This is a genomic window from Flavimaricola marinus (assembly GCF_900184895.1).
GTDB classification, from domain to species: Bacteria; Pseudomonadota; Alphaproteobacteria; order Rhodobacterales; family Rhodobacteraceae; genus Flavimaricola; species Flavimaricola marinus.
The window spans coordinates 74,728-99,032 of the sequence record NZ_FXZK01000007.1; the positions used below are offsets into that span (position 1 = coordinate 74,728).

Sequence of the window (24,305 nt, forward strand, 5' to 3'; positions counted from 1 at the left end):
GACCGAGCGGTCTGGTGACGTTTCGCCCCTCGGCTCCGCACCGAACATGACACCGCCCGAATACCGACGGCACACCGACGTGTTGCCGCAGCCGAAATCGGGCGTCAGGGAAATGGTAAACAGCGCCGTTAGGGGGCTTCGATCCAGTCCTGCGGGTGGTCCAAAAGGGGGCGGAAATAGGCCATCATCCGCCCCTCTTCCGGCCCCCAAGCCCCTGATTTCCATGGCGCAATTCCATGAATGGCCAAACGATGCACCAGCACCGACTGCCCCGGCAAAAGCGGCAGTTTGCGCGGCGGACAGCGGTCGAACACCGTTCGCCGCGCCTCTTGATAGACATCCGTCAGGTCGACCTCCGCATAAGCATCAGGCTCCAACCCCTTGAACCTGTTCGCAAAAGCCTCACGAATCACGTGGTGACTGCCCTCGTAAACGACCAAAGGCGCGGCCTCTGGCGACGCGGCGTTCAGCGCCATCCCAAGGATAAAGGCGTGCGGCTCCTTCAGCATCCGCCGCCGGTTCGGCCCCACCGGCAAGAGGCCGTCCAAATGAGCCGCAAACCTGTCCCGACGAAACGCGAAAGCGGTGTCGGATTCGCTTTCATCCCGGCGCGGATACCCCTGATAAACCACGGAAATCTGCGCCTTGTGCCAGTGCTCCTGTGGCGCGACAAGCTGCTCCCAAGGGCCGGTCAGTGGCACGCCGTCAAGGCTGCCGTCCCCGGCATTATCCAGCATATCCACGCCAACGAACCACGTGCCGCCATGGCGCAACCATTTGGCCCGGGCAGCCTCCGACGCCACCAGCGTCCGCGCCCGCACCGCTGCCGCCTCCGCCCATTCCAACACCCCTGAATCCGCTGGTAAAACAGCGTATCCCCGGGTCGTGAGGCTCATGCAAAAACGGCCTTGCGAAGCATGTTAAGTGCCACGAGAAAAAGGAAAATTCCGAATGTGCGCTTTAGCCGGGCGGCGTCGGTCCTATGCGCCAAGCCGGCCCCGATCGGCGCCGTGATCAGGGTCATCGCGATGACCAATCCAAAGGCCACCAGATTGACCGCACCGATGGTCAAGGGCGGGGTCGCTCCCTCCGGCATCTGCACCAGCAAAAAGCCCGCCACCGACGGCACCGCGATCAAAACCCCAAAGCCCGCCGCCGTCGCCACGGCCCTGTGAATCGGCACTCCGAACAGCGACATCACCGGCACGCCAAAAGACCCGCCGCCAATGCCCATCAACACCGACAAAAAGCCCAAGACAGGCGACATCGCCCACCGCACGGGGCCCACCGGCATCGCTTGGCCCAGCCGCCATGAGGAGCGGCCAAATGTCATGTAAAGTGCGACGATCATTGCCAAAAATCCAAAGATCAACTGCAACGCACCGGACCGCAAACTCGCCGCCAAGGCAACGCCGAAAAGCGATCCGACGACGATCCCCGGCGCCCAGCCACGCAGGATCTCCCAATCCACGGCACCCTTGCGATTGTGCGCCAGAACCGACCGGATCGAGGTGACGATGATCGTGGCCAGCGACGTCGCCAGACACATCTGCATCAGCTGCGGGCTGTCATATCCAAGCACTTGAAACGCATAGAAGAACGCCGGAACCAGCACGATGCCGCCGCCCACCCCAAGCAGCCCGGCCAAGACACCCGCAAAGGCGCCAATCACCAGCAAAAGGACCGCCATGCTCAGCAGCAACATCAGATCGGGCATCTTCGGTCTCCGGGATTAGGGTCTGCGCCCATCTGTTCCTGTAAGGGTCGATTTCACAATGGGAAAAGCGCGCCAACCCGCCTCAAACCGTTTGAAACCGGGCCTCGTCGACCTGCTCCAATGCCTGATCGAGCAGCTGTAGCCCCGCCCCGTCTTTGCTCGCCCCCTCGGACAAGACCCGCCGCCATCCCCGCGCACCGGGTTTCCCGGCGAACAGTCCAAGCATGTGCCGCGTGATCTGATGCAACCGGCCACCGGCCTCCAGATGGGCGGCGATATAGGGGCGCATGCGTTCAATCACCTCGGCGGCGGTCGGGCCGGGTCCGGCACCGAACAGCCGTTCGTCGACCTCGGACAAGGCGTCGAACGGCGTCTGATACGCAGCCCGACCGATCATCACACCATCCAATCCGCCAGCCAGCATTTCTTCGGCCTGATCGAGCGTCGTGATTCCGCCGTTTATTGAAATGTGCAATTCTGGAAACGCCTTTTTCATCTCGAAAACAAGGGGATAATCCAACGGGGGAATATCGCGGTTTTCCTTGGGCGAGAGCCCCTGAAGCCAGGCCTTGCGGGCGTGGATCGAAAAGCGGCGCACTCCGCCGGCGGAAACGGTTTCCAAAAACCGCGGCAGGATCTCGGCAGGCACCTGATCGTCCACTCCAATCCGGCATTTCACGGTCACCTCCACCGGTGAGGCAGACATCATCGCAGCCACGCAATCGGCCACGAGATCAGGCGTCTCCATCAGAACCGCGCCAAAGGCACCGGATTGAACCCGGTCGGACGGGCAGCCGCAATTGAGGTTGATCTCGTCATACCCATATTCGGCCGCGATTTTCGTAGCCCGAGCCAGTTGCGTCGGATCGGCACCTCCCAGTTGCAGGGCGACCGGATGTTCGACCGGGTCAAATCCAAGCAGACGATCGCGGTCGCCATGAACAATCGCCGGCGCTGTGACCATCTCCGTATAAAGCAGCGCTTCACGCGTGATAGCCCGATGAAAGACACGGCAATGCCGGTCGGTCCAATCCATCATGGGCGCAACTGAAAGCCTAGCGTTTCGATTTATCTTCATTTTTCCTGCACGCTCAAAATGTTGTTTGACAGATCCCTACGCAGGAATACGCCCCAATATCCCCGATTGCCCCTTTTACGACGCATGGCGCACGATGTGGCCACAATAGGCGAGCTTCCGGCCGGTGGATACCGGGTCCAGATCAGACGCAAGGGCCGCTCCGCCAGCGAGGCCCTTCACCGCCGTAACGACGCTCACAAATGGGCCCGTCAGGCGGAGACGCGTGTTGATCGGGGTCCGGCACCGAACAAGTCGTCCACCGCCCGCTTTGCAACGTTTGGTGATCTCGTTGAGCTGTATATAGACGCATGTGCGCTGTTGGGAAACCACCTAGCAGAAGCTAGGCCGCGAGGGCGGTGGCTGACACTAAGACCTTCGGGCATCTGTCATATCTGGTTCCGACGCGTCCTCAGTTTTTAGGACTGCCGATCAGGCGGCCTCGCCCCTTTTGACGCCCCAAACTGGATGCCGTGCGATATGCTTTGACGTAGATCGCGTCGATCATCGCAGTCTTTGCTCACCATGGCTACGGCATCGTGTTCATCAGTCGACATATCTCCCGGCTCAGGCGGAATCGAACGGTTTATCCTGTTTGAGCGCCTCAAGAACGCTGTCGCGCAACTCAGGTGGCAGGATCTCGATCGCGCGGGCCATGGCGGTCAAATCCTGCCGTGCCGCATGCAACTGATCAATGAGCGAAATCACGATGCCAATAGCAGTCTCATCCAGATCGAGGTCCTGTGACAGATCACACAACAGTTCGAGCCGTGCGATATCGATACGCCGGAATTCATATCCGCCGGCGCCTCGCTTCGGTTTGACGAATTCACCTTCGACGAAGCGGACGAGCTCGGTCCGCGTCAGTCGCGTGACGATCGTGACGACTTGATCCTCCGAGTATCGGTCCGTCATTGTCCTGCTCTCCTTAGCAGCTCGGCACGCGGGTCGAATGTATGGGTCTTGCGCCATTCCGAAAGGAAATCGCGCAACGCGTCATCGGGCTCCGGAGGCGCGATGATTGTCAGTTCGACCTTCTGGTCGCCTTTGGCCTTTTGCCCTGCCCGCTCGATACCGCGACCGCGCAATCGCAAAACCCGGCCAGAGCTGGCACCGGCCGGGATCGTCAGGCCGACAGGTCCGTCAATCGTCGGTGTCGTCACCTTGCCGCCGAGAACGGCCTCGTCGATGGTGATCGGCAGGGTGATCAAGATGTCATCGCCGTCCCGACGAAAGACTGGATGGGGCCGCACGAGGATCGTGATATACGCATCCCCCGGCGAGCCGCCGCCGAACCCGGCTTCACCCTTGCCCCGCAGGCGCAGGGTCTGACCGTCCTCTGTTCCCCGCGGGATCCTGACAGCGAGGCTCTGGCCGTCCGGCAGTGTGATCTTGGTCTCGGTCCCGCGCGCCGCGTCGAGGAAGGGCACCTCCAGACTGTAGCGGACATCCGGCCCGGCCGCGCGAAAGCCACGCTCGCCATATTCGCCACCGCCTTGGCGGGCGCGATTGCGCAAGATTTCTGCGAATATGTCGGCCGGGTCCTCGGACCGATCAAAGCCGGCACGCCCGTGATAGGCGTTGTCGGGGGTGTCCGAGAAATCGCGGTAATATTGGCGTTGCGGACGCTCTGCACCTTGCGCGTCGATCTCTCCTGCATCGAACCGGGCGCGGGTGTCGGGATCTTTCAACAGGTCATAGGCCAAGGAGATCTCCTTGAACCTCGCCTCGGCTCCGGCATCGTCCGGGTGCAGGTCCGGATGGCTCGTGCGCACGAGCTTGCGATAAGCCTTCTTGATATCCTCCGCCGATGCCGACTTGGTCAATCCAAGGGCCGCATAGGGATCTTTGGGCATCACACCTCCTCTTGCCTGACCAACGCGCCTCCAGATCATCAGCGACCGTCGGCACAACTCCGGGCCAAAGTGTCATATCCGCCCTGACGGATCCCTGATCCAAATCAATGCGGAGACAACGCTGTTCGGTCAGGTCCGGCGCTGACGAATTCGGCCAGGCTCGGGCAAGGCAAAGTGGCATATGGCGGTCATGATCGCGCGGGAAGGCTGGGGGCACTGACCCGATCACAACGCCGGGAAAGGCGTCACTCGCGCTTTTTGCCCGCAACATAGCGGCCGGCGACGAATGCGGCTGTAAACACCGCCAAGGTGGCAGGGTCGACAGGGTGTTGCTCCGCCTCCTTCGGCGGCGGCGGAGCAACCGGTTCTCGGCTTCCCGCGCGGCGGTTGGCAAAGGCCAATAGAAGGGCCCCAACGATCAGGGAACCGGCCCCCAAAAGAACCGAAGCCCAAATCGGCCCCAAGGCGTCACTCAGCGCAATGAAACCGGCGGCAATGCAGAAGCCAACACCTGCAATCACCATCAGGACGCCGAGCGTGGCGAGCATCAGTCGCGCCAAGACGTCACGCAGAGCAACGCGGGCCCCGTCTTCGAGGGCCTGCGTCAGATCGTGCAGCAGTCTGTTCACCGACGTGACATCGTGCCGACGAGAAACCCGGCAAGCGCGGCCAACCCGAGGGTCATCATCGGGTGCTCGACCACCGAGGCCTCGATCTGGCGCTCAACGGATTTGCCGCTGCTGGCGGCGTATCTCTTGGCCTCTTCCAACCCGTCGGCGATATCGGCCGTCAGGTTGCTGCTCCGGCGGCCCGCGATTCCGGCCATGGTCTCTGCAAGGCTGGCCATGTCTTCCTTCAGCGCGGCCAGTTGCTTGCGAACGGCTTCCAGATCACTGGCCATCGTCTCTTCGGCATTGCGGCTTTGCGGCATTTGAAACTCCATTCAGTGAAAAATCCGGTCCACGGTTCTTTTTCGGTATGCGAAGATATAGGGCGGCCGAAGCGCGTGTCTAAGCGACTATACCCGAACCACATCCGTTGGTTTCTCGGTGGCCTGCCCTTCGAAGGCTTCGTCCGATGCCTCTGCCTCCGCCTTGGTCTTTTGAACCAGATGGTCCTTGTGATGGGGCGGGCCATAGATCGTATAGAGTTTGAGAGGCTCGTGGCCCGTGCAGATGACATTGTGATGCGCCCCGGCGGGAACGACAACCCCGTCGCCGGGCTCCAGCTTGTGAGGGACGCCGTCGATCACGATCCGTCCCTTTCCAGCCTGAATGCAAAAGAACTGATCCGTATCGTGGTGGATCTCTCCACCGATGTCTTCGCTCGGGGCAAGTGACATCAAGACCAACTGCAACTTGGTTCCTGAATACAGGACATGTCTGTAACTGGTGTTGTTTTCGGCCCGCTCCGCGATATCCGCGATGTATCCGATCATGACAAGTCTCCGCCTTCTGCTTTGTCTGGCATGTGTATGCCTTGCACTGTGTCGCCTAATTCGGCGCCGCGCACTGATCAGGGTTAATCCCGCGGCCATTCATCGGCATGGTATGGGGCAGAAGCACGCGCCAGAAGGCCGCAGCCGGCTTATGGGCCGGCAAGACAAATGCGAGGTCAGGTCAGAAGCGGTCCGACCTGATCGAGGTAGGTCGGATCGAATTCGGCAAATTCGGCCAAACGGTCATGATCCTGAAACGTCACCTGACCATCGCGGAATGTCACCATCCCCGCCTCGCGCAGCTGTCGCAGCACGCGATTGACATGCACCGAGCTCAGACCCAGAGCGTCGGCCAGAAGGTATTGGGTCAAGGGACAGGCAAAACCGTCGCGGCTTCCCATGCCGGCCAAGGTCAGGCGTGACCCCAGCTCCAACAGGAAATGGGCCATTCGCTGGGCCGCATCCCGCCGACCGACATCGACCAGATGTTCGACCACCATCGCCTCGTCCCGCGACGCCGCCCACAACACCGCGGTGGCAAGACGCGGCGCACTGGCAAAGGCGTCGAGCAGATCGGAAACATGGATCTCGGTGACCTCGATATCCGTGACAGGCTCGATCGTGTGATCGGACATATGGAGCAGGATGCTGCGCAGGCCCAGAAAGTCGCCGGGTATCTGGAAGTCGACGATCTGGCGCTGACCGTCGGGCAACAGCTTGTAGGAACAGGCCCAGCCAGAGATCATGACATAGGCCGAGCGATCCGATTGGCCCTGATGGACCAACTCACGACCGGCAACAAAGGTCCGACGCCGTTTGTGCAGCCCGTCGAGCACCGTCAGCTCGTCATCGGTCAGAGCGACGAAAGCTCCAAGTTTTCGCGCAAGTGGCCTCATATCCCAGAGTTGCCCCATTCCCGGACGACATTGCAGATCGCACACTCAAATAGACCGGACGGTGACTAATGTCGATCAGGGCACACCGGCGCGTTCTCTGAAAACATGGGGGAAAGCCGCTCAGGGTCTCTGGACTCGTCATTCCCGGAAGGCACCCACAGAATGCCCAATCACGACACATACTCAGGTGTGGCCGCGCTCTCGATCTGCGAAGCGTTGCTGCTTGCCCTCGGCGACGCCCGTATCCTGCCCGAGAGCGAGATCATAGGCTTGCTGGAAGACGCCGCTGCCAGCCACGAAAATGCGAGCGGGCCGGACATCGACCCGGAAATGCACCGAGCCGTCGCAGCCCTGATCCGTTCGCTCAGAAAAGAGGTCAGGTCGGCGCGCCGTATATGACGCGCCGACGCCCCCGTCGCAGCAGTCAGGCCGCAAGGTCCGCGGCAACTGCGAACGGCTCGAACCGCAGGCCCCCGACATAGCGGCTCTCGATATGTCCTGCGGCGTCCAGCAACAGCAGATGCAGCCAACGATTGTCGAACAGGGCACTCACCTGCGAGTGGCGCGAGAGGATCTCCGCTACCGCCTCGGCCGGCGCCTCCAGGCAAACCGACAAGCGTAGGGGATCGTGGACGAATGCGCTGCCGTCATGGACGGACTGCGTCGGCAGGCCCGCTCGCAGTACGCCGCCGTTGCCTTCGACGACGCCGATCCCGCCAGTGACGTTGTGCAACAGCTTGTTACCACCGCCGAACACGTCCGGAGCGACGACAGAGCCGTAATACTGCAAGCTGATCCAGCTTGCGACGACGACGGGCGCGGTCAGGATCAATTCGAGTACCGCAAATCCTTCGTCCTCGGTCCAATCATAGTCATGCAGGAATGCCTTGCCGTTCAGGGCCTTGCCGCGAGTCCTGCCGCGCGGCGCCGCGATAAAGGCATTGCACCCGGCCAGAGCCCATTCGGGCCGGGTCTCGGCCCAATCGGTGCCGCGACTCGAGACGGCATCACCGTCCTCGGCTCTCGGCAGACGCAGCGCACGTTCCGTCCGGGCGATCCGACCCGCCGCGGCGAGTCCTTCCTTGGCTCTGCTTAGGCTGGCGGCAAACCGCTGTTCGATGTCGTCGGTGTCGAATAGGGTGACAGTGTCGTTCGAGGTATCGTGCAACGCTCCCACAAAGATCGTGTCCGCAGGGATGTGGATACCCTCCTCGGCAAGGCCTTCCCTGACGGACGGCTCGTTCAGCAATCCCGCCAGCAGCCGGGCGTTCACATCTCCCGCATAGCCACCGCAGGCCCCGCATTGCAATGCGCTTGCATTCGGATTGTTCACCACGCTCGAACCATGGCCAACCAGCAGGACCAAGGGGGCAAAATTCTCGGTCAGAGACATGGCGCGCAGGATTTTGCCCGCTGCCGCGATCCGGTCGGCGGTCGCGAAATCATCGCTGAAACGCGGCTGGGGCGTGTCGCTTTGCCGCCCATGCGGCAACCGCATCGCATCGCGCAACAGCTTGCCGACATAGACGGGGCCGGTCGCCTCGACAAAGGCAAAGGACGACACCGCGGCCAGCTTGAACCGGCCCCAGGCCCGCGCCGCCCGTGCGCCCACACGGGCCGCAAGGTCGGCCGCGGCGGCTTCGGGTGCGGTAGCCGAGCTTTGCAGGCCCGGCGTCAACAAGACCGGCAAACGTGCCTCGACGACGTCTGACGCGAAATCCCGATGCCCGGCGGTCACGCCAAAGAAGCCGGCAAACCCGAGCGTCTGGCACTCCGGGTGCACCGTCTCCAAAGCACGGCGAAACACCTCGGAGCGGACGTCGATGCAGAACGCGGCCTGCAACTCCGGGCGTCCATCGGGCTGCGGCTGATCCGACCCGGCAAGCGTTGCGGCCAATGTTCTCTGCCCTGCCCGTTCCGCCGCGTCCTGAAGGATCGCTTTCGCGATCTGAGACGACGTCGGCTTGGGTTTCTCGGCATGTTCCGCGACGACCTGCGCCCACCGCGCCCGGATCTGATCGCCGTACCGCTCCATGAGAGCCTGTTCCCAGACAAGGCGTATGGCCAGCATATCGCCGGTGATCGGGTCGGACCCACCGGACAACTCCGCCTCCCACAACCTTTGACGGGCGAGTTGCGCCCACCCGCCAAGGCCGAGCAACAACTGATGGAAATAGGTTGGCGCGGCGGCATGGGAGAGACCGACGGCATCGCATGCCAGCGACAGAACGGTCCGCGCGCGCGTAGGCAATTCGGAAACCGTGGCGGCAAACCCCGTGAGACCCGCGATCTCGGGGGTCAGGTCGCGGCTGGCGAAGAGCTGCCAGCATTCAAAGGCACCGCTACCGGGGCTGACCTGCCAAAGCGCCTGCCCGGTGTCGAAATAGCCCGCGGCCCAGGCACCGATCCGATCCTCGATCAGGCGTGGCCAATCCGTGCCGGAGACCTCTGCCGCGCAATCGGCAACCGTCGGAAGCGCACTCACCGCGTCGTCCGGTGCCAGTGCCGCTGCCTTCAGGGCCTCCAGACTGGCCGGCGCGCCCGCGGGGGCATCTGCCAGCGCCGCGATAAGATCCGCATCATTGATCGTGCCATCGGCAATGCGGCTCTGATACCAGGCGTTCGGCATCGTCGCCTCGGTGCCCGCAACCCGTGACAATAGGCTGGAAACCTCCGGCAAGGGGCGATCCGCCTGCCCCAGGAACGGGTTGACCGCGACGGAGGAGGACAAGGGCCAGAGCGGTGGGATGGCGCGGCAGGCCGCTTCCGCATCGGCAATGAACTCAAGGTGCGCGCCAGAGAACCCGGCGTGTGTTTCGGCCTTCATGATGCAGCTCCTTCGATCTTGGATTTGGTCGACCAGCCCTTGAGCAGACGGTCTTCGACGGCGTTGATATACAGGCCATTTGAGAGATGGATGCGTAGCCCCTGCGCCGCTGGATGGTGCGACCACAACGGCAAGGTCGCCTGCGCCAGCGCCACCGCGCCAAAGCTGATCAGCGCGAGCAGGATCAGCGCCCATTCCAGCGGGCCGACCGCCGGCGCGGGAGGCAAGGTGCCCGCCGTCAACCACTCCGATCCACGTTGGAACGCCACGTAGGCCACCGTCGCCAGCACCGACGCCAGCGCGGTCCGTCGTGTCAAAGCGCGCGGGGCCGCATCGGCCAGCCCCTGGGCCAGCAGATAGGCCACGCCAAAGATCAGGATCGCGCCCAGCGCCACCGCCTGTGGGGACTTGGCCCCAAAACCGATCAGCAGCCCCGTCGCCAGATAGACCAGACCATAGATCAGCAGTGCCAGCGCAAAGGCCAGACCGACGGATCTCAGGTTTGGAATCGCCACCGGGCCGGGTCTGCGAATGGCGGCGACGCGCTCAACGGCTCCACCTGCCGACAGAAAGGCGTGAGCCTTGTAGAGCGAATGCGCCACAATGTGCAGCAGCGCCAGTGGAAACAGCGCCAGGCCGCATTGCAGGATCATGAACCCCATCTGCGCCACCGTGGACCACGCCAAAGAGACTTTGACAGTTGGCTGGGTGAGCATGACCACCCCGCCGAACAGGGCCGTAAAGCCCCCGATCGCGGCCAACACGGCCAACACCAGCGGCGACAACAGCATCACATCCGCAAAACGGATCAACAAGAACCCGCCGCCGTTCACCACGCCCGCATGAAGGAGCGCGGAAACAGGTGTCGGCGCTTCCATCACCTCGGTCAGCCAGCCGTGAGTCGGGAACTGCGCCGATTTGAGGATCGCGGCGAATGCCAGCAAGGCTGCGGCACCGGCAGCAAGCCCGCCGCCTTCGCCAGCCCTTGCCGCCATCAGAATGTCTGAGATTTGCGTGGTGCCGTATGCCGCGACCAGCAGGGCGGCAGCGCCGATCAGGGCCGCGTCGCCCACACGTGCGGTCACGTATTTCTTGAACCCCGCCCGACGCGCCGCCAAGCGCGTCGGATAGAACAGCAACAGCCTGTGCAGACATAGACTCGTTGCGATCCATGCCCCGACGAATTGCAGCAAAGCGCCCGACTGGACGAGGAGCAGGACCGAGCCCAATGTCGCCATCAGCCAGATGGTAAAGTCGGTCTGGCGGGCCTCCCCGTCCAGATAGGTCCGGGAATAGCGCACCACCACCCACCCGATGAAGGACACCAAGAGAAGCATCGTCACGCTCACGACGTCCACGCGAGCCGACAGACCGATGCCCATCAGGCCCAGAAACGGGCTGCTCCCCGGACCGGCGAGGATTAACGAGACCATTGCGGCAAGGGTCACGAAGAGAGCGGAAGCGGCCGCAGCCTCCCCGAGCCTTGCGCCGTCCCGTGGCGCGATCCCTCGCTTGAGGTGCAACACAACGGCCGTGCAAAGCAGCAAACAGGGGGCCAACAGCGGCAAGAGGTAAATCGACATCACCGTCTCCATTCAGGGGCAAGGCATTGGGCACCTCATAAGGAAAGCGGTTTCGATAGAAAAATTCATTGTTCGCAACATGACGTTCACTTAAAGTGAACGATATGTCGGACCTCAACCTCAATCATCTGCGATACTTCTGGGAAGTCGCCCACGACGGGAACCTCACCCGCACGGCGTCGCGGCTGAACTTGTCGCAATCGGCCGTCTCGGTCCAGATTCGCAAACTCGAAGACAGGCTCGGCCATGCCGTGTTCGAGCGCCGGGGGCGGCAGCTGCATCTGACCGAAGCGGGTCGGATCACGCTCGATTATGCCGATACGATCTTCGGCGCGGGGCAAGAGATGCTCGCCACGCTCAAGCAGATGGGCAGCCCGCGACAGGTGCTTCGGGTCGGCGCTCTGGCCACTCTGTCGCGCAACTTTCAGATCGAATTTCTGAGGCCGCTACTCGGCAAGCCCGACGTGGAGCTTGTGCTGCGGTCGGGAACATCTGTCGAGCTTCTGCAAGGGCTGGAGACGCTCAGTCTCGACGTGGTTCTCACCAACCGGGCGCCCGCTCCGGATGCGATGACGGCCTTCAACGTCCATCCACTCTCCGAACAGCCGGTAAGCGTGATCGGCACACCCGCGCGACTTGGCGCACCGCTCTCCCTGCCCGACCTGTTACAGTCGAACCCGATCATCGTGCCCACCAAGGACAGCCCGGTCCGGGTCGGCTTCGACACGCTCTGCGCCAAGCTCGGTATCACGCCGATGCTGGCCGCCGAAGTCGACGACATGGCGATGATGCGGCTGCTCGTGCGCGAGGACGTCGGCCTCGCCGTCCTGCCGCCGATCGTGGTCAAGAACGAATTGGCTTCGGGGATGTTGAAAGAGGTCGATCATCTCGCCGGCCTGACCGAAAGTTTCCAAGCCGTCACGATCTCGCGGAAATTCCCGAACCCCCTGCTCGCGCCGCTGCTCCGGCGATTGCAGGAAGCGAACCGGCCGACATGACCGCGCGGCAGACCAGTCTGGGATCACGCAGCTTCCGGCCGGACCGATGACCCGCGGACAATGCCTACTACGCGCCGCCCCGCTTGCGGCCCAGCGCCAATGGCAAAAGCAGCACCAGCGCCAGAATACGGACGAAGTGGTGCAACGCCACGAAGGCGGGATCATAACCGAGCGACAGTCCGATCGCTGCCATCGCCTCTACGCCGCCGGGAGCGAAGGCGATCCAGACCTCCGCCAATGGCAGGCCCGATACGGAAGCGGTCACATAGGCAAAGATCAGCGAAACCGACAGCGTCACGACCATCAACGCACTGCCCGCCCGCAGAAAGAGCGACAGCGACCGAAGGCCCACCTTTGTGATGCGGGTGCCGAGCGTCGCCCCCGTCAAGGCGAACCCCGCAAAGACGACCCAATCCGGCACCGCTCCGTGAATGACACCGGTTGCATGGGCCGAACCGCTCAGCAACAGCCCTGCCAGCAGGCAAGCTGCAGGCACACCGATCCTTTGTCCAAAAAGGCCCACGGCATATGCGGCGAGCATCAGCACGGCGAGCGGGCCAAGCCCCATGAAGTCCCGCACAGGCAGATCGACAGGGCTGGCCTCGAGATAGCTTGCAACCGGCGGCACAAGCGTGACGAGCACCAGCAGACGAAGCACCTGCAACGTCATGATGGCCGTCACGTCGCCCCTGCCTTCGATGCCCAGCGCAATCACGTTCGACATCGTGCCGGGACAGGTCGCCAGAACCGCAGTCTGGCGGTCAAAGCCGAACAGTCGGCTCAGCACCCACGCGCCCAGCGCGAGCGTCGCCGCAAGCGAGACGACCAGGAAACCGAGGCTCAGCGCCCACTCCGCGACCTGCTCGCCAAAGCGGGTGTCGATGCCCCCGCCCAGCGATAGGCCGATTACAACGAAGGCCAGATCCCGCAGGCGTTCGGGCATCTGTCCGATCCCTGCAATGGCACCCAAGAGGGCGACCGCAAGGCTCGCGCCGATGAGCGACCCCGCCGGAACGCCCAGCGCGGTGAATGCCGAGGCCCCCACGGCGCCCGCAAGCAACGTCCAGCCCACGTGTTTTGCGCTCATCATGGGCAAACCCTGCCCTCCCGCTGCGACGGCCTGCCGGTCAGACCGACCAGCCACCGTCGATGGCATGCGCCTGACCGGTCGTGAAACCGCTTTCGTCGCTGGCCAGATACAGCGCAAGCGAGGCGATCTCCTCGGCGGTTCCGATCCGCCCCATCGGCTGGCGCGCGATGAATGCGGCAAGTGCGGCTTCATAATCGCCGGTCGCGCGCAAACGGCCATGCATGGACGGGCTGTCCACGGTGCCGGGGCAGATCGCGTTGCAGCGGATGCCCTGCTGAACATAGTCCGCCGCGACAGATTTGGTCAGCCCGATCACCGCCGCCTTGGAGGCGCAATAGGCAAACCTGTTCGGCACGCCTTTGATCGACGAGGCGACGGACGACATGTTGATGATCGAGCCACCGCCGTTCTTCAACATCTCCGGCAGGGTCAATTTGATCAGCCGAAACATCGCTGTGACGTTCAGGTTGAAGCTGAAGTCCCAGTCTTCATCAGAGCATTCGAGGATCGAGCCGTTGGCCACGACCCCGGCGCAATTGAACAACACGTTGATCGGGCCGATCTCCGCCACAAGGGCCGCGGTTGCCTCCGGGTCGGTCACGTCGAGCTTGACGGCACGAATGCCTGGGATCTCTCCCACCTCGGCGAGGGCAGCTTCGTTGATATCGGTTGCAATCACCTCGGCGCCTTCGGCTGCAAACATCTCGGCACTGGCGCGCCCGATCCCTTGAGCCGCCGCCGTGATCAGCGCCCGTTTCCCCGCCAACCGGCCTTGTTTTTGCATGAAATTGGTCTCCCTTCGGCTTCCGACGCAAGGGAATGCGCCGCTTTGCGTGCATTTGCCCACACAAAACGGGATTCATCAATCCGCGACGCAACCAGCGCCGCGAATTCCCAAATCAAGTCCAACGGTTGAGACCGGATGCCCGATCATGCGCCCAAGGCCCCGGCAGTCGGTTCCGATCTGAGATCGGACCTGCCGGGGCCTTGCCGGTTTGCCAGAGATCAGGCCTCTCGCGCCGCGGCGACGGAGTCCTCGAGGATGTCTAGGGCTTCCGCGAAAACCTCGTCCTGAATCGTGATCGGTGCGAGGAAACGGATCACGTTGCCATACACACCGCAGGTGAGCAGGATCAGGTTGCGCTTGAGCGCCTCGACGCGCACGCGTGCGGCAAAGTCCGGCGATGGCGCTTTACCGTCGGTGGTGTTGAATTCGACGGCCACCATGAAACCGGGGCCGCGAATATCCACGATCTCCGGGGTCACGGAGCGGATCGCTTCAAGACGCTGCTTGAGGCGCGAACCTAGCGCATTTGCGCGGTCGCACAGGCCCTCTTCCTCGATCACATCGAGAACGGCCAACGCGGCGGCGATGCCCAACGGGTTGCCGCCATATGTGCCACCCAGACCGCCCGGATTGGCGGCATCCATGATCTCGGCCCGGCCGACAACGGCAGCAAGCGGAACGCCGCCTGCCAGCCCCTTGGCCATCGTGATCAGATCGGCGGTGACGTCGTATTGCTCCATCGCAAACACATGTCCGGTCCGGGCAAAGCCGGTCTGGATCTCGTCTGCGATCATCACGATGCCATGCTCGTCACAGATCTTGCGAATGCCAGAGACCAACTCCGGCGGCGCCACATAGAAACCGCCCTCGCCCTGCACCGGTTCGAAAATGATCGCGGCCACGCGCTCGGGATCGAGGTCGGCCTTGAACAGCTTGTTCAGCGCCGCCATGGCATCCTCAGTCGACACGCCGTGCAAATCGATGGGGAACGGGATGTGATAGACATCCGGCATCATGGAGCCGAATTTCTGCTTGTAGGGCGCCACCTTGCCGGTCAGCGCCATGCCCATGAATGTGCGGCCGTGAAAGGCGCCGCCAAAGGCGATGACGGCATTGCGGCCGGTATGGGCGCGCGCCACCTTGATGGCGTTTTCGACCGCTTCGGCCCCTGTCGTCACGAAAACGGTCTTTTTCGGATCGTCGCCCGGTACCAGATCGTTCAGGCGCTCGGCCAGAGCGACGTAGTTCTCGTATGGCACGACCTGATGGCAGGTATGTGTAAACGCCTGCAACTGGGTCTGGATCGCGTCAATGATGCGCGGATGACAATGGCCGGTGTTGACCACCGCAATGCCCGCGGCAAAGTCGATATAGCGGTTGCCCTCGACATCCCAGATTTCGGAATTCAATGCTTTCTCAGCGAAAACAGGCGTTTGAACCCCGACACCGCGACAGATGGCGTCATCACGACGCACCATGATCTGTGCATTTTTCATTTGCGATTCCATTGAGTATTGGAGAATATTTCAATATATTAAACGGCACGAAATGATTGTTCAATATCGTCCGGTATCGCGTTGCAAAAATTCGTCAGGTTATCCGATAAGGTTGCGACAGGTGGTGATTTGCCTGACAAGGAAGAGCGCCTGACTGAAGGCGATCCTGCGGGGGAGCCCATGGACTTTGACGTTGGCGCAAGACTAAAGAGCATTCGGAAATCATTGGGTCTTTCGCAGCGCCGGCTGGCCGATCAGTCCGGCGTGACGAATGGTTTGATCTCGATGATCGAATCCAACAAGACGAGCCCGTCGATCTCCTCGCTCAAGAAGATCCTGTCCGTCTTTGGCCTGAGCCTGGCGGATTTCTTCGAAACCGAAGAGAGCAACCAAGACAACACCGAGAAGACCTTCGTCTTCCGCGCCAGCGCATTGAGAGAGATCAACCCGGCGCGCGTGTTTCACGAAGGAACCGAACAGGGGCTTGCCGCCGTGTCCCTCAAACGGATCGGGACAGGGCGCGACCACAAGCTGCTGATGCTCTATGAAACCTACGAGCCGGGGGCCGATACCGGACCGGAGACCTACGCCCACGACGGCGAAGAAGGCGGCTACGTGATCGAGGGCGAAATCGTGCTCGAGGTCGACAACCGGACCGAGACGCTGCAGGCCGGCGACAGCTATCTGTTCGACAGCCGTCTGCCGCACCGGTTCCGCAATGTGGGCAAGACCCGCTGCGTGATCGTCAGCGCCTGCACCCCACCCACATTCTAGCCAATCGGCACCGCCTGGCCCGTCTCGGCAGACCGCTGTGCAGCAAGGCCGATTGCCACCGCCATGGCACCGTCGTGCAGCGTCACCTCCACGGCCCCTTCGCCACGAACCACCGCGTTGAAGCGCTGGTGCTGGTAGAAGGTCGAACCATTGTGATCGCCGGCTTCCAGCAGGTCCGGGTCGACGGGAATGGCGCGCTCGATTGGCCCCTTCGGGCTGCGCGGGCTGACGATCAGGCGCGGGGTCGGCGCCGGGCCAAGCTCTGCCGACCAGAACCGCCCCGGTCCCGGGACAAAGCACTCGATCTTGCCATCGGGGCCGACGGCGCTGATTTCTTCCTGATAGCGACTGCCCTCGGCAAACATGCACAGTTCCAGCATCGCCCGCGCTCCGTTTGCGAAATCGAGAAGCACATAGCCATGATCCCAGATATCCGGGGTCCGGCCGCGGATCGTCTCCGACTTGTGATTGACCGCCTGCCCGGCGCTCGCCATCACGCGCACCGGGTCGCTGCCCAAGATCAACCGCATCAGATCGAAGAAGTGGCAGCACTTCTCCACGAGGGTTCCGCCGGTCTGCGCATTGAACCTGTTCCACTCCCCGATCTTGGGCAGGAACGGAAACCGGTGTTCACGAATGGACAGCATCTTGATGCCACCGGTGGCGGCGTCTGCTTCCTCGATCAATGCAGCCACCGGGGGCATGTAGCGATATTCCATCGCCACCCACACGGGCGCCGGATAGTCAGTCGCCATGGACGCGATGAAGCCTGCGTCGTCCGGGTCGGTATAGAGCGGTTTTTCCATCAACATGGGCAAGGCGCGGCGCGACGCGATCTCGCGGAACTGCGGCACGTGGATATGGTTGGGGCTGACGACCACGAGCGCGTCCAGCTCCGGCATCTCAAGCAACTCTGCCAGACTGGCCGCGACCTTGGCACCGCCACACATCTTGGCGGCGTATTCGGCCAATTCGGCGACAGGATCGTAGACGCCGACGATCTCCGCCCCCGGCAACAGCGCAATGTTGCGGATGTGCTCTTGGCCCATCATCCCGCAGCCGACCAATCCGTAGCTTACCTTTTTCAACGTCAAACGCCCTTTCCCATGCGCGATATGTAGCGAGACTTGTCCTTATCGAACCAAGTCCGCGAGTACTCGACCCGATGACCGGATTCCGACCAACTGACCCGCTCGACAAAGCCTGCCCAGTCCCCGGCACGCGGCCCGAACCGAGGATCCGTCCACTCCGGCACCTGCTCGACACCGACGCGATCCTCGACCCGTGCGATCACGAGCCCCAGCTTGTCGCGGTAATACAGATACAGAGACTCCGACAGATCATCGGCCTTGATCCGTCGCACCTGCCCACCATCCAGCCAAATCTCCTCCAGAGCGACCACCTCGCCGTCCAGCCTGCGCAATCTGCGGATGCGATGCGCCTCGTCCGAGCGGCCGAAATCGGGCGCACCATCCGGTTTCGGCATCCGATCGACCGTCAGCACGTCGGCGGTGGGCAATCCGCCGCCCTGCGCACGTTCGAGGCGCAAGAAAGCATAGACCGATGCGGTCTCGGGCTGCTGGCGCACATAATTGCCGCTGCCCTGGATCCGTAGCAAAAGGCCCTTCGCCTCGAGGTCGGCCAAGGCTTTGCGAAGCGTGCCGACCGAGGTGCCGAGATCGACCGCCATCTCCCGCTCGGGCGGCAGTCGCGCGCCGTCGGCAAGGTGGCCTGCCGCGATTTCCCGGATCAGTCGCTCACTGATCCGGACGTATTTCGGCAGTGCGGCGCTCTTGGCGATAATGTCGGGCACGCTTCGCCCCCCTAGCGATACGCGAAATTGATATATGATTGATGCACCAGATCAGAGATGCTACGCAAGTGCCAATAGCGGGGGCCAGTTGGGGGGAATCAATGACCATCGTTCCGGTGACAAGCGCCGATCTCGACGCAAGCGAAGTCTCTTGGTTCTCGGCTCTCTGCGGCGATGATTATCGCTATCTCGGCGTGCCGGAAAGCGCACTCAAGCCGACGTGGGAGCATTGCAGCAACATCGTCAAGACCGCCGAGGCCCAAGGGTTTCGCAACGTATTGTGCCCCTCCTCCTATCAGGTCGGGCAGGACGTGCTCACCTTCGTGTCGGGCTGCGCGCCATTGACGGAAAAGATCAACATGCTTGCCGCCATCCGGTGCGGCGAGTTGCACCCGCTGATGCTGGCGCGGACGGTGGCCGCCATCGACCATATGATGAAAGGGCGGCTGACGCTCAACGTCATCTCCTCGGATTTTCCGGGGGAGAAGGCCGACAGCGCCCTGCGCTACCGCCGCAGCCACGAGGTCGTCGAGATCCTGCGTCAATGCTGGACGCGCGAGACAGTGGACTACGACGGGCAATTCTACAAATTCGATGGGGTCAGCACCGCCCCCGCAGTCCCCTACCAGCAAAACGGTGGGCCCCTGCTCTATTTCGGCGGCTATTCGCCGGACGCGCTCGAACTTTGCGGCGCGCAATGTGACGTCTACCTGATGTGGCCAGAGCCCAAAGAACAGTTGGCCGAGCGGATGCGTGCCGTGAACGAACGGGCCGCCGCCCACGGGCGCACGCTGGACTACGGGCTTCGGGTGCACGTCGTGGTGCGTGACACCGAGGCCGAGGCCCGCGAATACGCCGAAAGCCTCGTCAGCAAGCTCGACGACGAGTTGGGCCGCCTGATCCGCGAACGCAGTCACGACGCGATCTCTCTGGGGGTGTCGCATCAGGCCCGGACGCGCGAGTTGGCCGATCAATTCGGCTATGTCGAGCGGCACCTGTGGACGGGCATCGGACGGGCGCGGTCCGGCTGCGGGGCGGCGATCGTCGGGTCGACCGATCAGGTCTTGTCCGAGATCGAGGAGTACCGCAAAATGGGCATTCGTGCCTTCATTTTCTCGGGCTATCCTCATATCGATGAGGCCGAACACTTCGGCAGCCGGGTCATGCCTCAGCTCAAGACCTGCTCACTGCCGCATGAATATGGTCGCGTGCCCAGCACGACGCCCGCAACGCCCTTGGGCACAGGAGAGCGCCGTTGATGGATCGCGTCAAAATCACCCCAGACCTCGATTTCAGCCGCATGGTTTACGGCATGTGGCGGCTGGGCGACGATCCAGACACCAGCCCCGGACATGTGCAGGCGAAAATCGAGGCATGTCTCGCGCAGGGCATGACCACGATGGATCAGGCCGACATCTATGGCGGCTACATGGCCGAAGAGATCCTCGGTGCCGCGCTCAAAGCCGCCCCCGCGCTCAAGGACCAGATCGAGATCGTGACGAAATGCGATATCGTGGTCGGCGCCGGTCGGCATGCGGGCGCAACGGTTAAGCATTACGACACAAGCCGCGCCCATATCGAGGCATCGGTCGACGCGTCCCTGCGGCTGATGGGGATCGACAAGATCGACCTTCTGTTGATCCACCGCCCCGATCCGCTCATTGACCCGGACGAAACCGGGCGCACGCTGGACGACCTCGTCGCGAATGGCAAAGTCCGCGCCGTCGGGGTGTCGAACTTCCGGCCCTGGGATTGTTCGCTCCTGCAAAGCCGGATGGGCACACAACTGGCAACCAATCAGATCGAGCTAAGCCTTGGCTGTCATGAGCCGCTGACAAACGGCGATGTGGCTTTCCTGCACGAACAGCGCAAACCGATCATGGCGTGGTCGCCCCTGGCGGGCGGGTCGCTGATGGCAGAGGCGCGTCCCGGACTGACGACGCTGCTACGGTCCGTGGGCGAGGCCAACGGCACGGATGCGGCGGCTGTTGCGGTGGCATGGCTGTTGGCGCATCCTGCGGGTATCCTGCCCGTCATGGGCACCAATACCCTGTCCCGGATCGCAACGTTGAGCGACGCGTTCAAGGTCCAGATGGACCGGTCCACATGGTTTTCGCTCTATGAGGCCGCGCTCGGCCATGAGGTTGCATGATGGATGACATATTGCTGACACCCGGCACACCGTTTTCACCCGAAGCCGACACACGGGCCTTCCGCGACGCGCTCGGGGCCTTTGCCACCGGCGTCACCATCGTGACGACGGACAGCGCGGACGGACCGGTTGGGATCACCGCCAACAGCTTCGCTTCGGTGTCGCTGGACCCGCCGCTGGTGCTCTGGTCGCCAGCCAAGGCGTCGCATCGGTTCGAGCATTTCGGTGCCGCCCAGCGCTTCGCCATTCATGTGCTGTCGGCCGCGCAAATGAACATCTGCGAGGCGTTCACCAAATCCAAAACAGCGTTTACCGGATTGGACTGGGTCACGTCGCCATCCGGAGTGCCGCTGATCAACGGCGTCTCGGCCTGCTTTGAATGCAGCCTCGAGGCGACGCACGATGCCGGCGACCACGTCATCGTCATTGGCCGGGTTATCCGGGCGCACCACGGGGGAGGAGACCCGTTGGTGTTCCACGCAGGCAAATACGGCGCATTCAAAGGGCATAGCTAGGCTCGACCGGCGCAGGGGGCATCCAAGACCCCCAGCCACCAAAGCGACGCCGGCGGCGCAAGCCCCGGTCATAGGGAGGAGACACCGCCATGGCGGTCCTGTTCGGGGTCTTGTGGCCTCTGGAGCGGCTGAACAACGGTATCCTGGCGGTGTGCCGGGTCATCGCCATTCTGGCGTTGGTCATCATGGTGTGCCTGATCCTCGGGCAGGTCTTCTTTCGATACGTGCTGAACGACGCACCTGCCTGGACAGAGGAAGGCGCCCGCTTCGGGATGCTGTGGATGACCGGGCTGATGGCGCCGCTGGCCTACCGGAGGGGCGGCTTTGTCGCGATCGACATGCTCGAACGGGCCCTGCCCCGGCTTCTGAGCGGACTGTTGTCACTGGCGCTTCTGGCTCTGTCGCTCTGGGTGTTGATCGTGATGCTCGACAAGGGGATCAATAACCACGTCTTCTCGCTCTCGGGCCGAGGGAACAGCCCGTCCCTGCGCATCCCGCTCAACTATCTGGGCGAAGGCTGGGAGGCGATCAGGTTCAAGAACTCCTGGGTCTACGCCGGGCTAGCAACCGGGGTCGCGTTGCTCATCCTCGTGAACATCGAATTGATGCTGCGGCAGGTCATCACGCTCTTGGGCGGCGGTGACCGGCTATCCGATCTGACCGACCCCAACGTGGCGAGGGCCGATTGATGCTGGTCTGGTTCCTGCCTGTCTTCCTCGTGATGATCATGATCGGCCTGCCGGTGTTCTTCGCCCTGTTGGCCGCGCCCGGCGCTTTGCTGATCCTCAGCGGCCAGGAACGCGACATCGCCGTGCTTTACCGCAACGTCTATACCGGCATGGACAGCTTCCCGCTGATGGCGCTGCCGTTCTTCATGCTGGCGGGCGAAGTCATGAATCGGGGCGGCATCACCACCCGGCTGGTGGAGTTCTCCCAAGCGATCATGGGGCACCTGCGCGGCGGCCTGGCGCATGTGAACATCCTGTCGTCCTTCCTGTTCGCGGGGATGTCCGGCTCTGCGGTGGCCGACGTCAGCGCGCTCGGCGGGACGCTGATCCCGGCGATGGAAAAGAACGGCTACACAAGGCGCTTTGCCGCTGCGATCACAGCGGCGTCGTCGGTGATCGGGCCGATCATCCCGCCCTCGGGCATCATGATCATCTACGCCTACGTCATGGGCGAAAGCGTCGCGGCGCTGTTCCTTGCAGGGATCGTGCCGGGGGTTCTGATGGGGCTGGGGCTGATGCTCGCGGTGCGGCTCTTGGCCGACAAATACGACCTGCCCAAGGCCGAACGGATCGTGCATCGCGGCCAGACCATGAGCGGGCTGGAGCATTGGGTCAGCCTTGTTTTGGTGCGGATCAACATCGCCGCCCTGCTCTACGGCGCCTCGCTGCTGGTCGAAGGGTTGACCCCGATCTCGCTGGGCGAAACCAGCCATTGGATCGTCTTCCTCATCATGCTGCCGGTGGCGCATTTCATGATGATGTGGCTGCGCAGCCGGGTCGATCACGACTTCCGGATCATCTGCAAAAAGGCCGTCGCACCGCTGCAAACGCCGATCATTATCCTCGGCGGCATCCTGATCGGCGTCTCTACGCCCACAGAAGCCTCCGCCGTCGCTGTCGCCTATGCACTCATCATCGCCTTTTTCGTGCTGCGGTCCATGACGCTGGCCGACCTCTGGCAAGTGCTCGGACGGGCCGCCTTGGGGACATCTGCCGTGCTGCTGCTCGTGGGGGCAGCGGTCGCGTTCAAGACCGTCGTGTCCTTGTCACATGCGCCTGAAATCCTGACGGACATGATCCTCGGCCTGTCGAACAACCCGCTGATCCTGCTGTTCCTGATCAACGTCCTGTTGTTCATCGTGGGCATGTTCCTTGACGCGGGGCCGGCTATCATCATCCTCGGGCCGATTTTGGGCCCGATCTTCGTGGAACTGGGGGTGCATCCGGTCCACTTCGCGATGATCATGTCGGTCAACCTGACCGTCGGGCTGGCCACACCGCCGATGGGGCTCGTGCTCTTCGTCGCCGCAGGGGTGAGCGGCGAAAAGGTGGAAACGATTGCAAAGGCCATCATGCCGTTTCTTCTGGTGGAAATTCTGGTGATCTTCCTGATCACCTATTTCCCCGCAATCTCGATGACGATCCCGCGTCTGACCGGGTTCGTCCAATGACCAAGACCAACATAGCAAGGGAGGTTACACATGCTTAAAGGTCTCACCACGTCGCTCCTCGCGGCAACACTTCTGGCCGGTTCGGCCATGGCCGTCTCGGCCCAGTCGATCACGCTGCGGGCCACGGCCAACTCCAACGATCAGGACGAAGACTACGACGGTCTCGTCGTGTTCAAGAACTACGTCGAAGCCGCCTCCAACGGCGACATCGCCGTTGAGCTGTTCATCGGCACACAGCTGTGCTCGACCGGTGAAGAATGCATCGAAGGCGTCTCCGAAGGCTCCATCGACATCTATATCTCCACCTCGGGCGGTGCCGCGTCGATCTTCCCCTACATTCAGGTGCTCGACCTGCCCTATCTGATGAGCGATGACCGCGTGGCCGAGGCCGTGCTGTCGGGCGATTTCACCCGCACCATGCGGGACATGGCGCTCGAAACATCGGGCGACACCGTGCGTCTGATGACCATCGGCAACACCGGCGGCTGGCGGTCCTTTGCCAACACCGAGCGGCGGGTGACGTCGCCCGAGGATCTGGCCGGGCTCAAGCTGCGGACCGTGCCGGCCGACCTGCCACAAGAGCTGACCCGCGCCTTGGGCGCATCCCCGACCCCGATCCCGTGGCCGGAGCTGTTCACCTCGCTGCAAACCGGCGTCGTGGAAGGCACAGCCAACGGCATCACCGACATCATGAACATGAAGTTCCCCGACGCGGGCCTGCAGTATCTCACGCTGGACGGTCACGCCTATATGGGGGCGTTCTGGTGGATGTCGAACGAGCGGTTCATGGGGATGGACGAAGCCCAGCGCCGGATCATCGTCGACGGGTTCTACCAGCTTCAGCAGGCCACCTTCGCCTCGCCAAAGCGCAAATCCATCGCCGCTTATGAGGAATTCGTCGCCGGTGGCGGTGACCTCTACGTGCCTTCGCCGGAAGAGAAAGCCGCATTCGCAGCCGCGGCCGCTCCGGTTTACGAGTGGTTCACTTCTACAGTGGATGGTGGCGATGTCGCCCTTGCAGCCCTGCAAGAGGCCGTTGCTGAAGTAGAAGCAGAGCTCGCCGCAGAATACGCGGCGGATCTGAACTAAATCGTGCATGAATATCCCGG

At 62.6% G+C, this 24,305-nt stretch carries 25 protein-coding genes; 9 read left to right on the forward strand and 16 right to left on the reverse strand.

The window, feature by feature from the left end:
- Nucleotides 1-128: 128 nt before the first annotated feature.
- The 9 genes from LOM8899_RS16225 to LOM8899_RS16265 form a co-directional block, all read right to left on the reverse strand.
- Nucleotides 129-896 (reverse strand): hypothetical protein, encoded by a 768-nt coding sequence (locus tag LOM8899_RS16225; RefSeq protein WP_093993300.1) that lies wholly within the window; start codon nucleotides 894-896, stop codon nucleotides 129-131.
- Nucleotides 893-1,717, reverse strand: a complete 825-nt coding sequence (locus LOM8899_RS16230) for a sulfite exporter TauE/SafE family protein (RefSeq protein WP_093993301.1) — start codon at nucleotides 1,715-1,717, stop codon at nucleotides 893-895. The genes LOM8899_RS16225 and LOM8899_RS16230 overlap by 4 nt, the downstream gene beginning before the upstream one ends.
- A gap of 82 nt (nucleotides 1,718-1,799) precedes the next feature.
- Nucleotides 1,800-2,756, reverse strand: a complete 957-nt coding sequence (gene dusA, locus LOM8899_RS16235) for a tRNA dihydrouridine(20/20a) synthase DusA (RefSeq protein ID WP_245820579.1) — start codon at nucleotides 2,754-2,756, stop codon at nucleotides 1,800-1,802.
- Between the two features lie 603 nt (nucleotides 2,757-3,359).
- Entirely contained in the window at nucleotides 3,360-3,707 is a 348-nt protein-coding gene (locus LOM8899_RS16240; protein ID WP_093993303.1) for a chaperone modulator CbpM, read from the reverse strand.
- Nucleotides 3,704-4,648 carry a DnaJ C-terminal domain-containing protein gene (locus LOM8899_RS16245; protein WP_093993304.1) on the reverse strand — a complete coding sequence of 315 codons (945 nt, stop codon included), beginning with the start codon at nucleotides 4,646-4,648 and terminating at the stop codon, nucleotides 3,704-3,706. Before LOM8899_RS16245 ends, LOM8899_RS16240 begins: the two co-directional genes overlap by 4 nt.
- Nucleotides 4,649-4,893: 245 nt before the next feature.
- Entirely contained in the window at nucleotides 4,894-5,277 is a 384-nt protein-coding gene (locus LOM8899_RS16250) for a hypothetical protein (protein WP_093993305.1), read from the reverse strand.
- On the reverse strand, nucleotides 5,274-5,579 hold the full coding sequence (locus tag LOM8899_RS16255) for a hypothetical protein (RefSeq protein WP_133065055.1): 306 nt from the start codon (nucleotides 5,577-5,579) through the stop codon (nucleotides 5,274-5,276). Before LOM8899_RS16255 ends, LOM8899_RS16250 begins: the two co-directional genes overlap by 4 nt.
- A gap of 87 nt (nucleotides 5,580-5,666) precedes the next feature.
- Nucleotides 5,667-6,086, reverse strand: coding sequence for a cupin domain-containing protein (locus LOM8899_RS16260; protein ID WP_093993307.1), 420 nt, complete (start codon nucleotides 6,084-6,086; stop codon nucleotides 5,667-5,669).
- 176 nt (nucleotides 6,087-6,262) lie between these two features.
- Nucleotides 6,263-6,982: a Crp/Fnr family transcriptional regulator gene (locus tag LOM8899_RS16265; protein WP_245820580.1), complete on the reverse strand. Its 720-nt coding sequence runs from the start codon at nucleotides 6,980-6,982 to the stop codon at nucleotides 6,263-6,265.
- A 162-nt stretch (nucleotides 6,983-7,144) separates the two neighbouring features.
- Between LOM8899_RS16265 and LOM8899_RS16270 the strand changes: the two genes are divergently transcribed.
- Nucleotides 7,145-7,381, forward strand: a complete 237-nt coding sequence (locus LOM8899_RS16270; protein ID WP_093993309.1) for a hypothetical protein — start codon at nucleotides 7,145-7,147, stop codon at nucleotides 7,379-7,381.
- A gap of 25 nt (nucleotides 7,382-7,406) precedes the next feature.
- Here the strand turns inward: LOM8899_RS16270 and LOM8899_RS16275 are convergent, their stop codons facing one another.
- Both LOM8899_RS16275 and LOM8899_RS16280 read right to left on the reverse strand, forming a co-directional pair.
- A complete protein-coding gene (locus LOM8899_RS16275; RefSeq protein WP_093993310.1) occupies nucleotides 7,407-9,809 on the reverse strand; it encodes a YbcC family protein in 2,403 nt (800 codons plus the stop codon).
- Nucleotides 9,806-11,392, reverse strand: coding sequence for a proton-conducting transporter transmembrane domain-containing protein (locus tag LOM8899_RS16280; protein ID WP_093993395.1), 1,587 nt, complete (start codon nucleotides 11,390-11,392; stop codon nucleotides 9,806-9,808). Before LOM8899_RS16280 ends, LOM8899_RS16275 begins: the two co-directional genes overlap by 4 nt.
- Nucleotides 11,393-11,496: 104 nt before the next feature.
- Between LOM8899_RS16280 and LOM8899_RS16285 the strand changes: the two genes are divergently transcribed.
- Nucleotides 11,497-12,390: a LysR family transcriptional regulator gene (locus LOM8899_RS16285; RefSeq protein WP_093993396.1), complete on the forward strand. Its 894-nt coding sequence runs from the start codon at nucleotides 11,497-11,499 to the stop codon at nucleotides 12,388-12,390.
- A gap of 67 nt (nucleotides 12,391-12,457) precedes the next feature.
- On the opposite strand, the gene LOM8899_RS16290 is transcribed toward LOM8899_RS16285, so the two are convergent.
- From LOM8899_RS16290 to LOM8899_RS16300, 3 genes are all read right to left on the reverse strand, one after another.
- Complete coding sequence (locus LOM8899_RS16290; RefSeq protein ID WP_168770571.1) at nucleotides 12,458-13,480, reverse strand: AbrB family transcriptional regulator; 1,023 nt, start codon at nucleotides 13,478-13,480, stop codon at nucleotides 12,458-12,460.
- Between the two features lie 37 nt (nucleotides 13,481-13,517).
- Nucleotides 13,518-14,264, reverse strand: a complete 747-nt coding sequence (locus tag LOM8899_RS16295) for an SDR family oxidoreductase (protein WP_093993312.1) — start codon at nucleotides 14,262-14,264, stop codon at nucleotides 13,518-13,520.
- A 221-nt stretch (nucleotides 14,265-14,485) separates the two neighbouring features.
- Complete coding sequence (locus tag LOM8899_RS16300; RefSeq protein WP_093993397.1) at nucleotides 14,486-15,763, reverse strand: 4-aminobutyrate--2-oxoglutarate transaminase; 1,278 nt, start codon at nucleotides 15,761-15,763, stop codon at nucleotides 14,486-14,488.
- A gap of 180 nt (nucleotides 15,764-15,943) precedes the next feature.
- Here LOM8899_RS16300 and LOM8899_RS16305 point away from each other — a divergent pair, with 180 nt between their 5' ends.
- Entirely contained in the window at nucleotides 15,944-16,537 is a 594-nt protein-coding gene (locus LOM8899_RS16305) for a cupin domain-containing protein (RefSeq protein WP_093993398.1), read from the forward strand.
- Here the strand turns inward: LOM8899_RS16305 and LOM8899_RS16310 are convergent.
- Together LOM8899_RS16310 and LOM8899_RS16315 are read right to left on the reverse strand one after the other, a co-directional pair.
- On the reverse strand, nucleotides 16,534-17,589 hold the full coding sequence (locus tag LOM8899_RS16310; protein ID WP_370739376.1) for a Gfo/Idh/MocA family protein: 1,056 nt from the start codon (nucleotides 17,587-17,589) through the stop codon (nucleotides 16,534-16,536). The two genes, LOM8899_RS16305 and LOM8899_RS16310, sit on opposite strands and share 4 nt — an antisense overlap.
- A gap of 38 nt (nucleotides 17,590-17,627) precedes the next feature.
- Nucleotides 17,628-18,350 carry a GntR family transcriptional regulator gene (locus tag LOM8899_RS16315; RefSeq protein WP_245820581.1) on the reverse strand — a complete coding sequence of 241 codons (723 nt, stop codon included), beginning with the start codon at nucleotides 18,348-18,350 and terminating at the stop codon, nucleotides 17,628-17,630.
- 101 nt (nucleotides 18,351-18,451) lie between these two features.
- Between LOM8899_RS16315 and LOM8899_RS16320 the strand changes: the two genes are divergently transcribed.
- The 6 genes from LOM8899_RS16320 to LOM8899_RS16345 all read left to right on the forward strand — a co-directional run bounded on the left by LOM8899_RS16320 (nucleotide 18,452) and on the right by LOM8899_RS16345 (nucleotide 24,285).
- The gene (locus LOM8899_RS16320; protein ID WP_093993314.1) at nucleotides 18,452-19,609 is read left to right on the forward strand and encodes an LLM class flavin-dependent oxidoreductase; all 1,158 of its coding nucleotides are present in this window, start codon (nucleotides 18,452-18,454) and stop codon (nucleotides 19,607-19,609) included.
- Nucleotides 19,609-20,502, forward strand: coding sequence for an aldo/keto reductase (locus LOM8899_RS16325; RefSeq protein ID WP_093993315.1), 894 nt, complete (start codon nucleotides 19,609-19,611; stop codon nucleotides 20,500-20,502). The genes LOM8899_RS16320 and LOM8899_RS16325 overlap by 1 nt, the downstream gene beginning before the upstream one ends.
- Entirely contained in the window at nucleotides 20,499-21,017 is a 519-nt protein-coding gene (locus LOM8899_RS16330) for a flavin reductase family protein (protein ID WP_245820582.1), read from the forward strand. Before LOM8899_RS16325 ends, LOM8899_RS16330 begins: the two co-directional genes overlap by 4 nt.
- An 89-nt stretch (nucleotides 21,018-21,106) precedes the next feature.
- Nucleotides 21,107-21,706 carry a TRAP transporter small permease gene (locus LOM8899_RS16335; RefSeq protein ID WP_093993316.1) on the forward strand — a complete coding sequence of 200 codons (600 nt, stop codon included), beginning with the start codon at nucleotides 21,107-21,109 and terminating at the stop codon, nucleotides 21,704-21,706.
- Nucleotides 21,706-23,196: a TRAP transporter large permease gene (locus LOM8899_RS16340; protein ID WP_093993317.1), complete on the forward strand. Its 1,491-nt coding sequence runs from the start codon at nucleotides 21,706-21,708 to the stop codon at nucleotides 23,194-23,196. The genes LOM8899_RS16335 and LOM8899_RS16340 overlap by 1 nt, the downstream gene beginning before the upstream one ends.
- A gap of 30 nt (nucleotides 23,197-23,226) precedes the next feature.
- The gene (locus LOM8899_RS16345; protein WP_093993318.1) at nucleotides 23,227-24,285 is read left to right on the forward strand and encodes a TRAP transporter substrate-binding protein; all 1,059 of its coding nucleotides are present in this window, start codon (nucleotides 23,227-23,229) and stop codon (nucleotides 24,283-24,285) included.
- Nucleotides 24,286-24,305: the final 20 nt, after the last annotated feature.

Bases quoted from the DNA above. Each gene is read 5' to 3' on its own strand.
- LOM8899_RS16225 (WP_093993300.1), bottom strand. From the start codon at position 896: ATGAGCCTCACGACCCGGGGATACGCTGTTTTACCAGCGGATTCAGGG.
- LOM8899_RS16230 (WP_093993301.1), bottom strand. From the start codon at position 1,717: ATGCCCGATCTGATGTTGCTGCTGAGCATGGCGGTCCTTTTGCTGGTG.
- dusA (WP_245820579.1), bottom strand. From the start codon at position 2,756: ATGATGGATTGGACCGACCGGCATTGCCGTGTCTTTCATCGGGCTATC.
- LOM8899_RS16240 (WP_093993303.1), bottom strand. From the start codon at position 3,707: ATGACGGACCGATACTCGGAGGATCAAGTCGTCACGATCGTCACGCGA.
- LOM8899_RS16245 (WP_093993304.1), bottom strand. From the start codon at position 4,648: ATGCCCAAAGATCCCTATGCGGCCCTTGGATTGACCAAGTCGGCATCG.
- LOM8899_RS16255 (WP_133065055.1), bottom strand. From the start codon at position 5,579: ATGCCGCAAAGCCGCAATGCCGAAGAGACGATGGCCAGTGATCTGGAA.
- LOM8899_RS16260 (WP_093993307.1), bottom strand. From the start codon at position 6,086: ATGATCGGATACATCGCGGATATCGCGGAGCGGGCCGAAAACAACACC.
- LOM8899_RS16265 (WP_245820580.1), bottom strand. From the start codon at position 6,982: ATGAGGCCACTTGCGCGAAAACTTGGAGCTTTCGTCGCTCTGACCGAT.
- LOM8899_RS16270 (WP_093993309.1), top strand. From the start codon at position 7,145: ATGCCCAATCACGACACATACTCAGGTGTGGCCGCGCTCTCGATCTGC.
- LOM8899_RS16275 (WP_093993310.1), bottom strand. From the start codon at position 9,809: ATGAAGGCCGAAACACACGCCGGGTTCTCTGGCGCGCACCTTGAGTTC.
- LOM8899_RS16280 (WP_093993395.1), bottom strand. From the start codon at position 11,392: ATGTCGATTTACCTCTTGCCGCTGTTGGCCCCCTGTTTGCTGCTTTGC.
- LOM8899_RS16285 (WP_093993396.1), top strand. From the start codon at position 11,497: ATGTCGGACCTCAACCTCAATCATCTGCGATACTTCTGGGAAGTCGCC.
- LOM8899_RS16290 (WP_168770571.1), bottom strand. From the start codon at position 13,480: ATGATGAGCGCAAAACACGTGGGCTGGACGTTGCTTGCGGGCGCCGTG.
- LOM8899_RS16295 (WP_093993312.1), bottom strand. From the start codon at position 14,264: ATGCAAAAACAAGGCCGGTTGGCGGGGAAACGGGCGCTGATCACGGCG.
- LOM8899_RS16300 (WP_093993397.1), bottom strand. From the start codon at position 15,763: ATGAAAAATGCACAGATCATGGTGCGTCGTGATGACGCCATCTGTCGC.
- LOM8899_RS16305 (WP_093993398.1), top strand. From the start codon at position 15,944: ATGGACTTTGACGTTGGCGCAAGACTAAAGAGCATTCGGAAATCATTG.
- LOM8899_RS16310 (WP_370739376.1), bottom strand. From the start codon at position 17,589: ATGATGGGCCAAGAGCACATCCGCAACATTGCGCTGTTGCCGGGGGCG.
- LOM8899_RS16320 (WP_093993314.1), top strand. From the start codon at position 18,452: ATGACCATCGTTCCGGTGACAAGCGCCGATCTCGACGCAAGCGAAGTC.
- LOM8899_RS16325 (WP_093993315.1), top strand. From the start codon at position 19,609: ATGGATCGCGTCAAAATCACCCCAGACCTCGATTTCAGCCGCATGGTT.
- LOM8899_RS16330 (WP_245820582.1), top strand. From the start codon at position 20,499: ATGATGGATGACATATTGCTGACACCCGGCACACCGTTTTCACCCGAA.
- LOM8899_RS16335 (WP_093993316.1), top strand. From the start codon at position 21,107: ATGGCGGTCCTGTTCGGGGTCTTGTGGCCTCTGGAGCGGCTGAACAAC.
- LOM8899_RS16340 (WP_093993317.1), top strand. From the start codon at position 21,706: ATGCTGGTCTGGTTCCTGCCTGTCTTCCTCGTGATGATCATGATCGGC.
- LOM8899_RS16345 (WP_093993318.1), top strand. From the start codon at position 23,227: ATGCTTAAAGGTCTCACCACGTCGCTCCTCGCGGCAACACTTCTGGCC.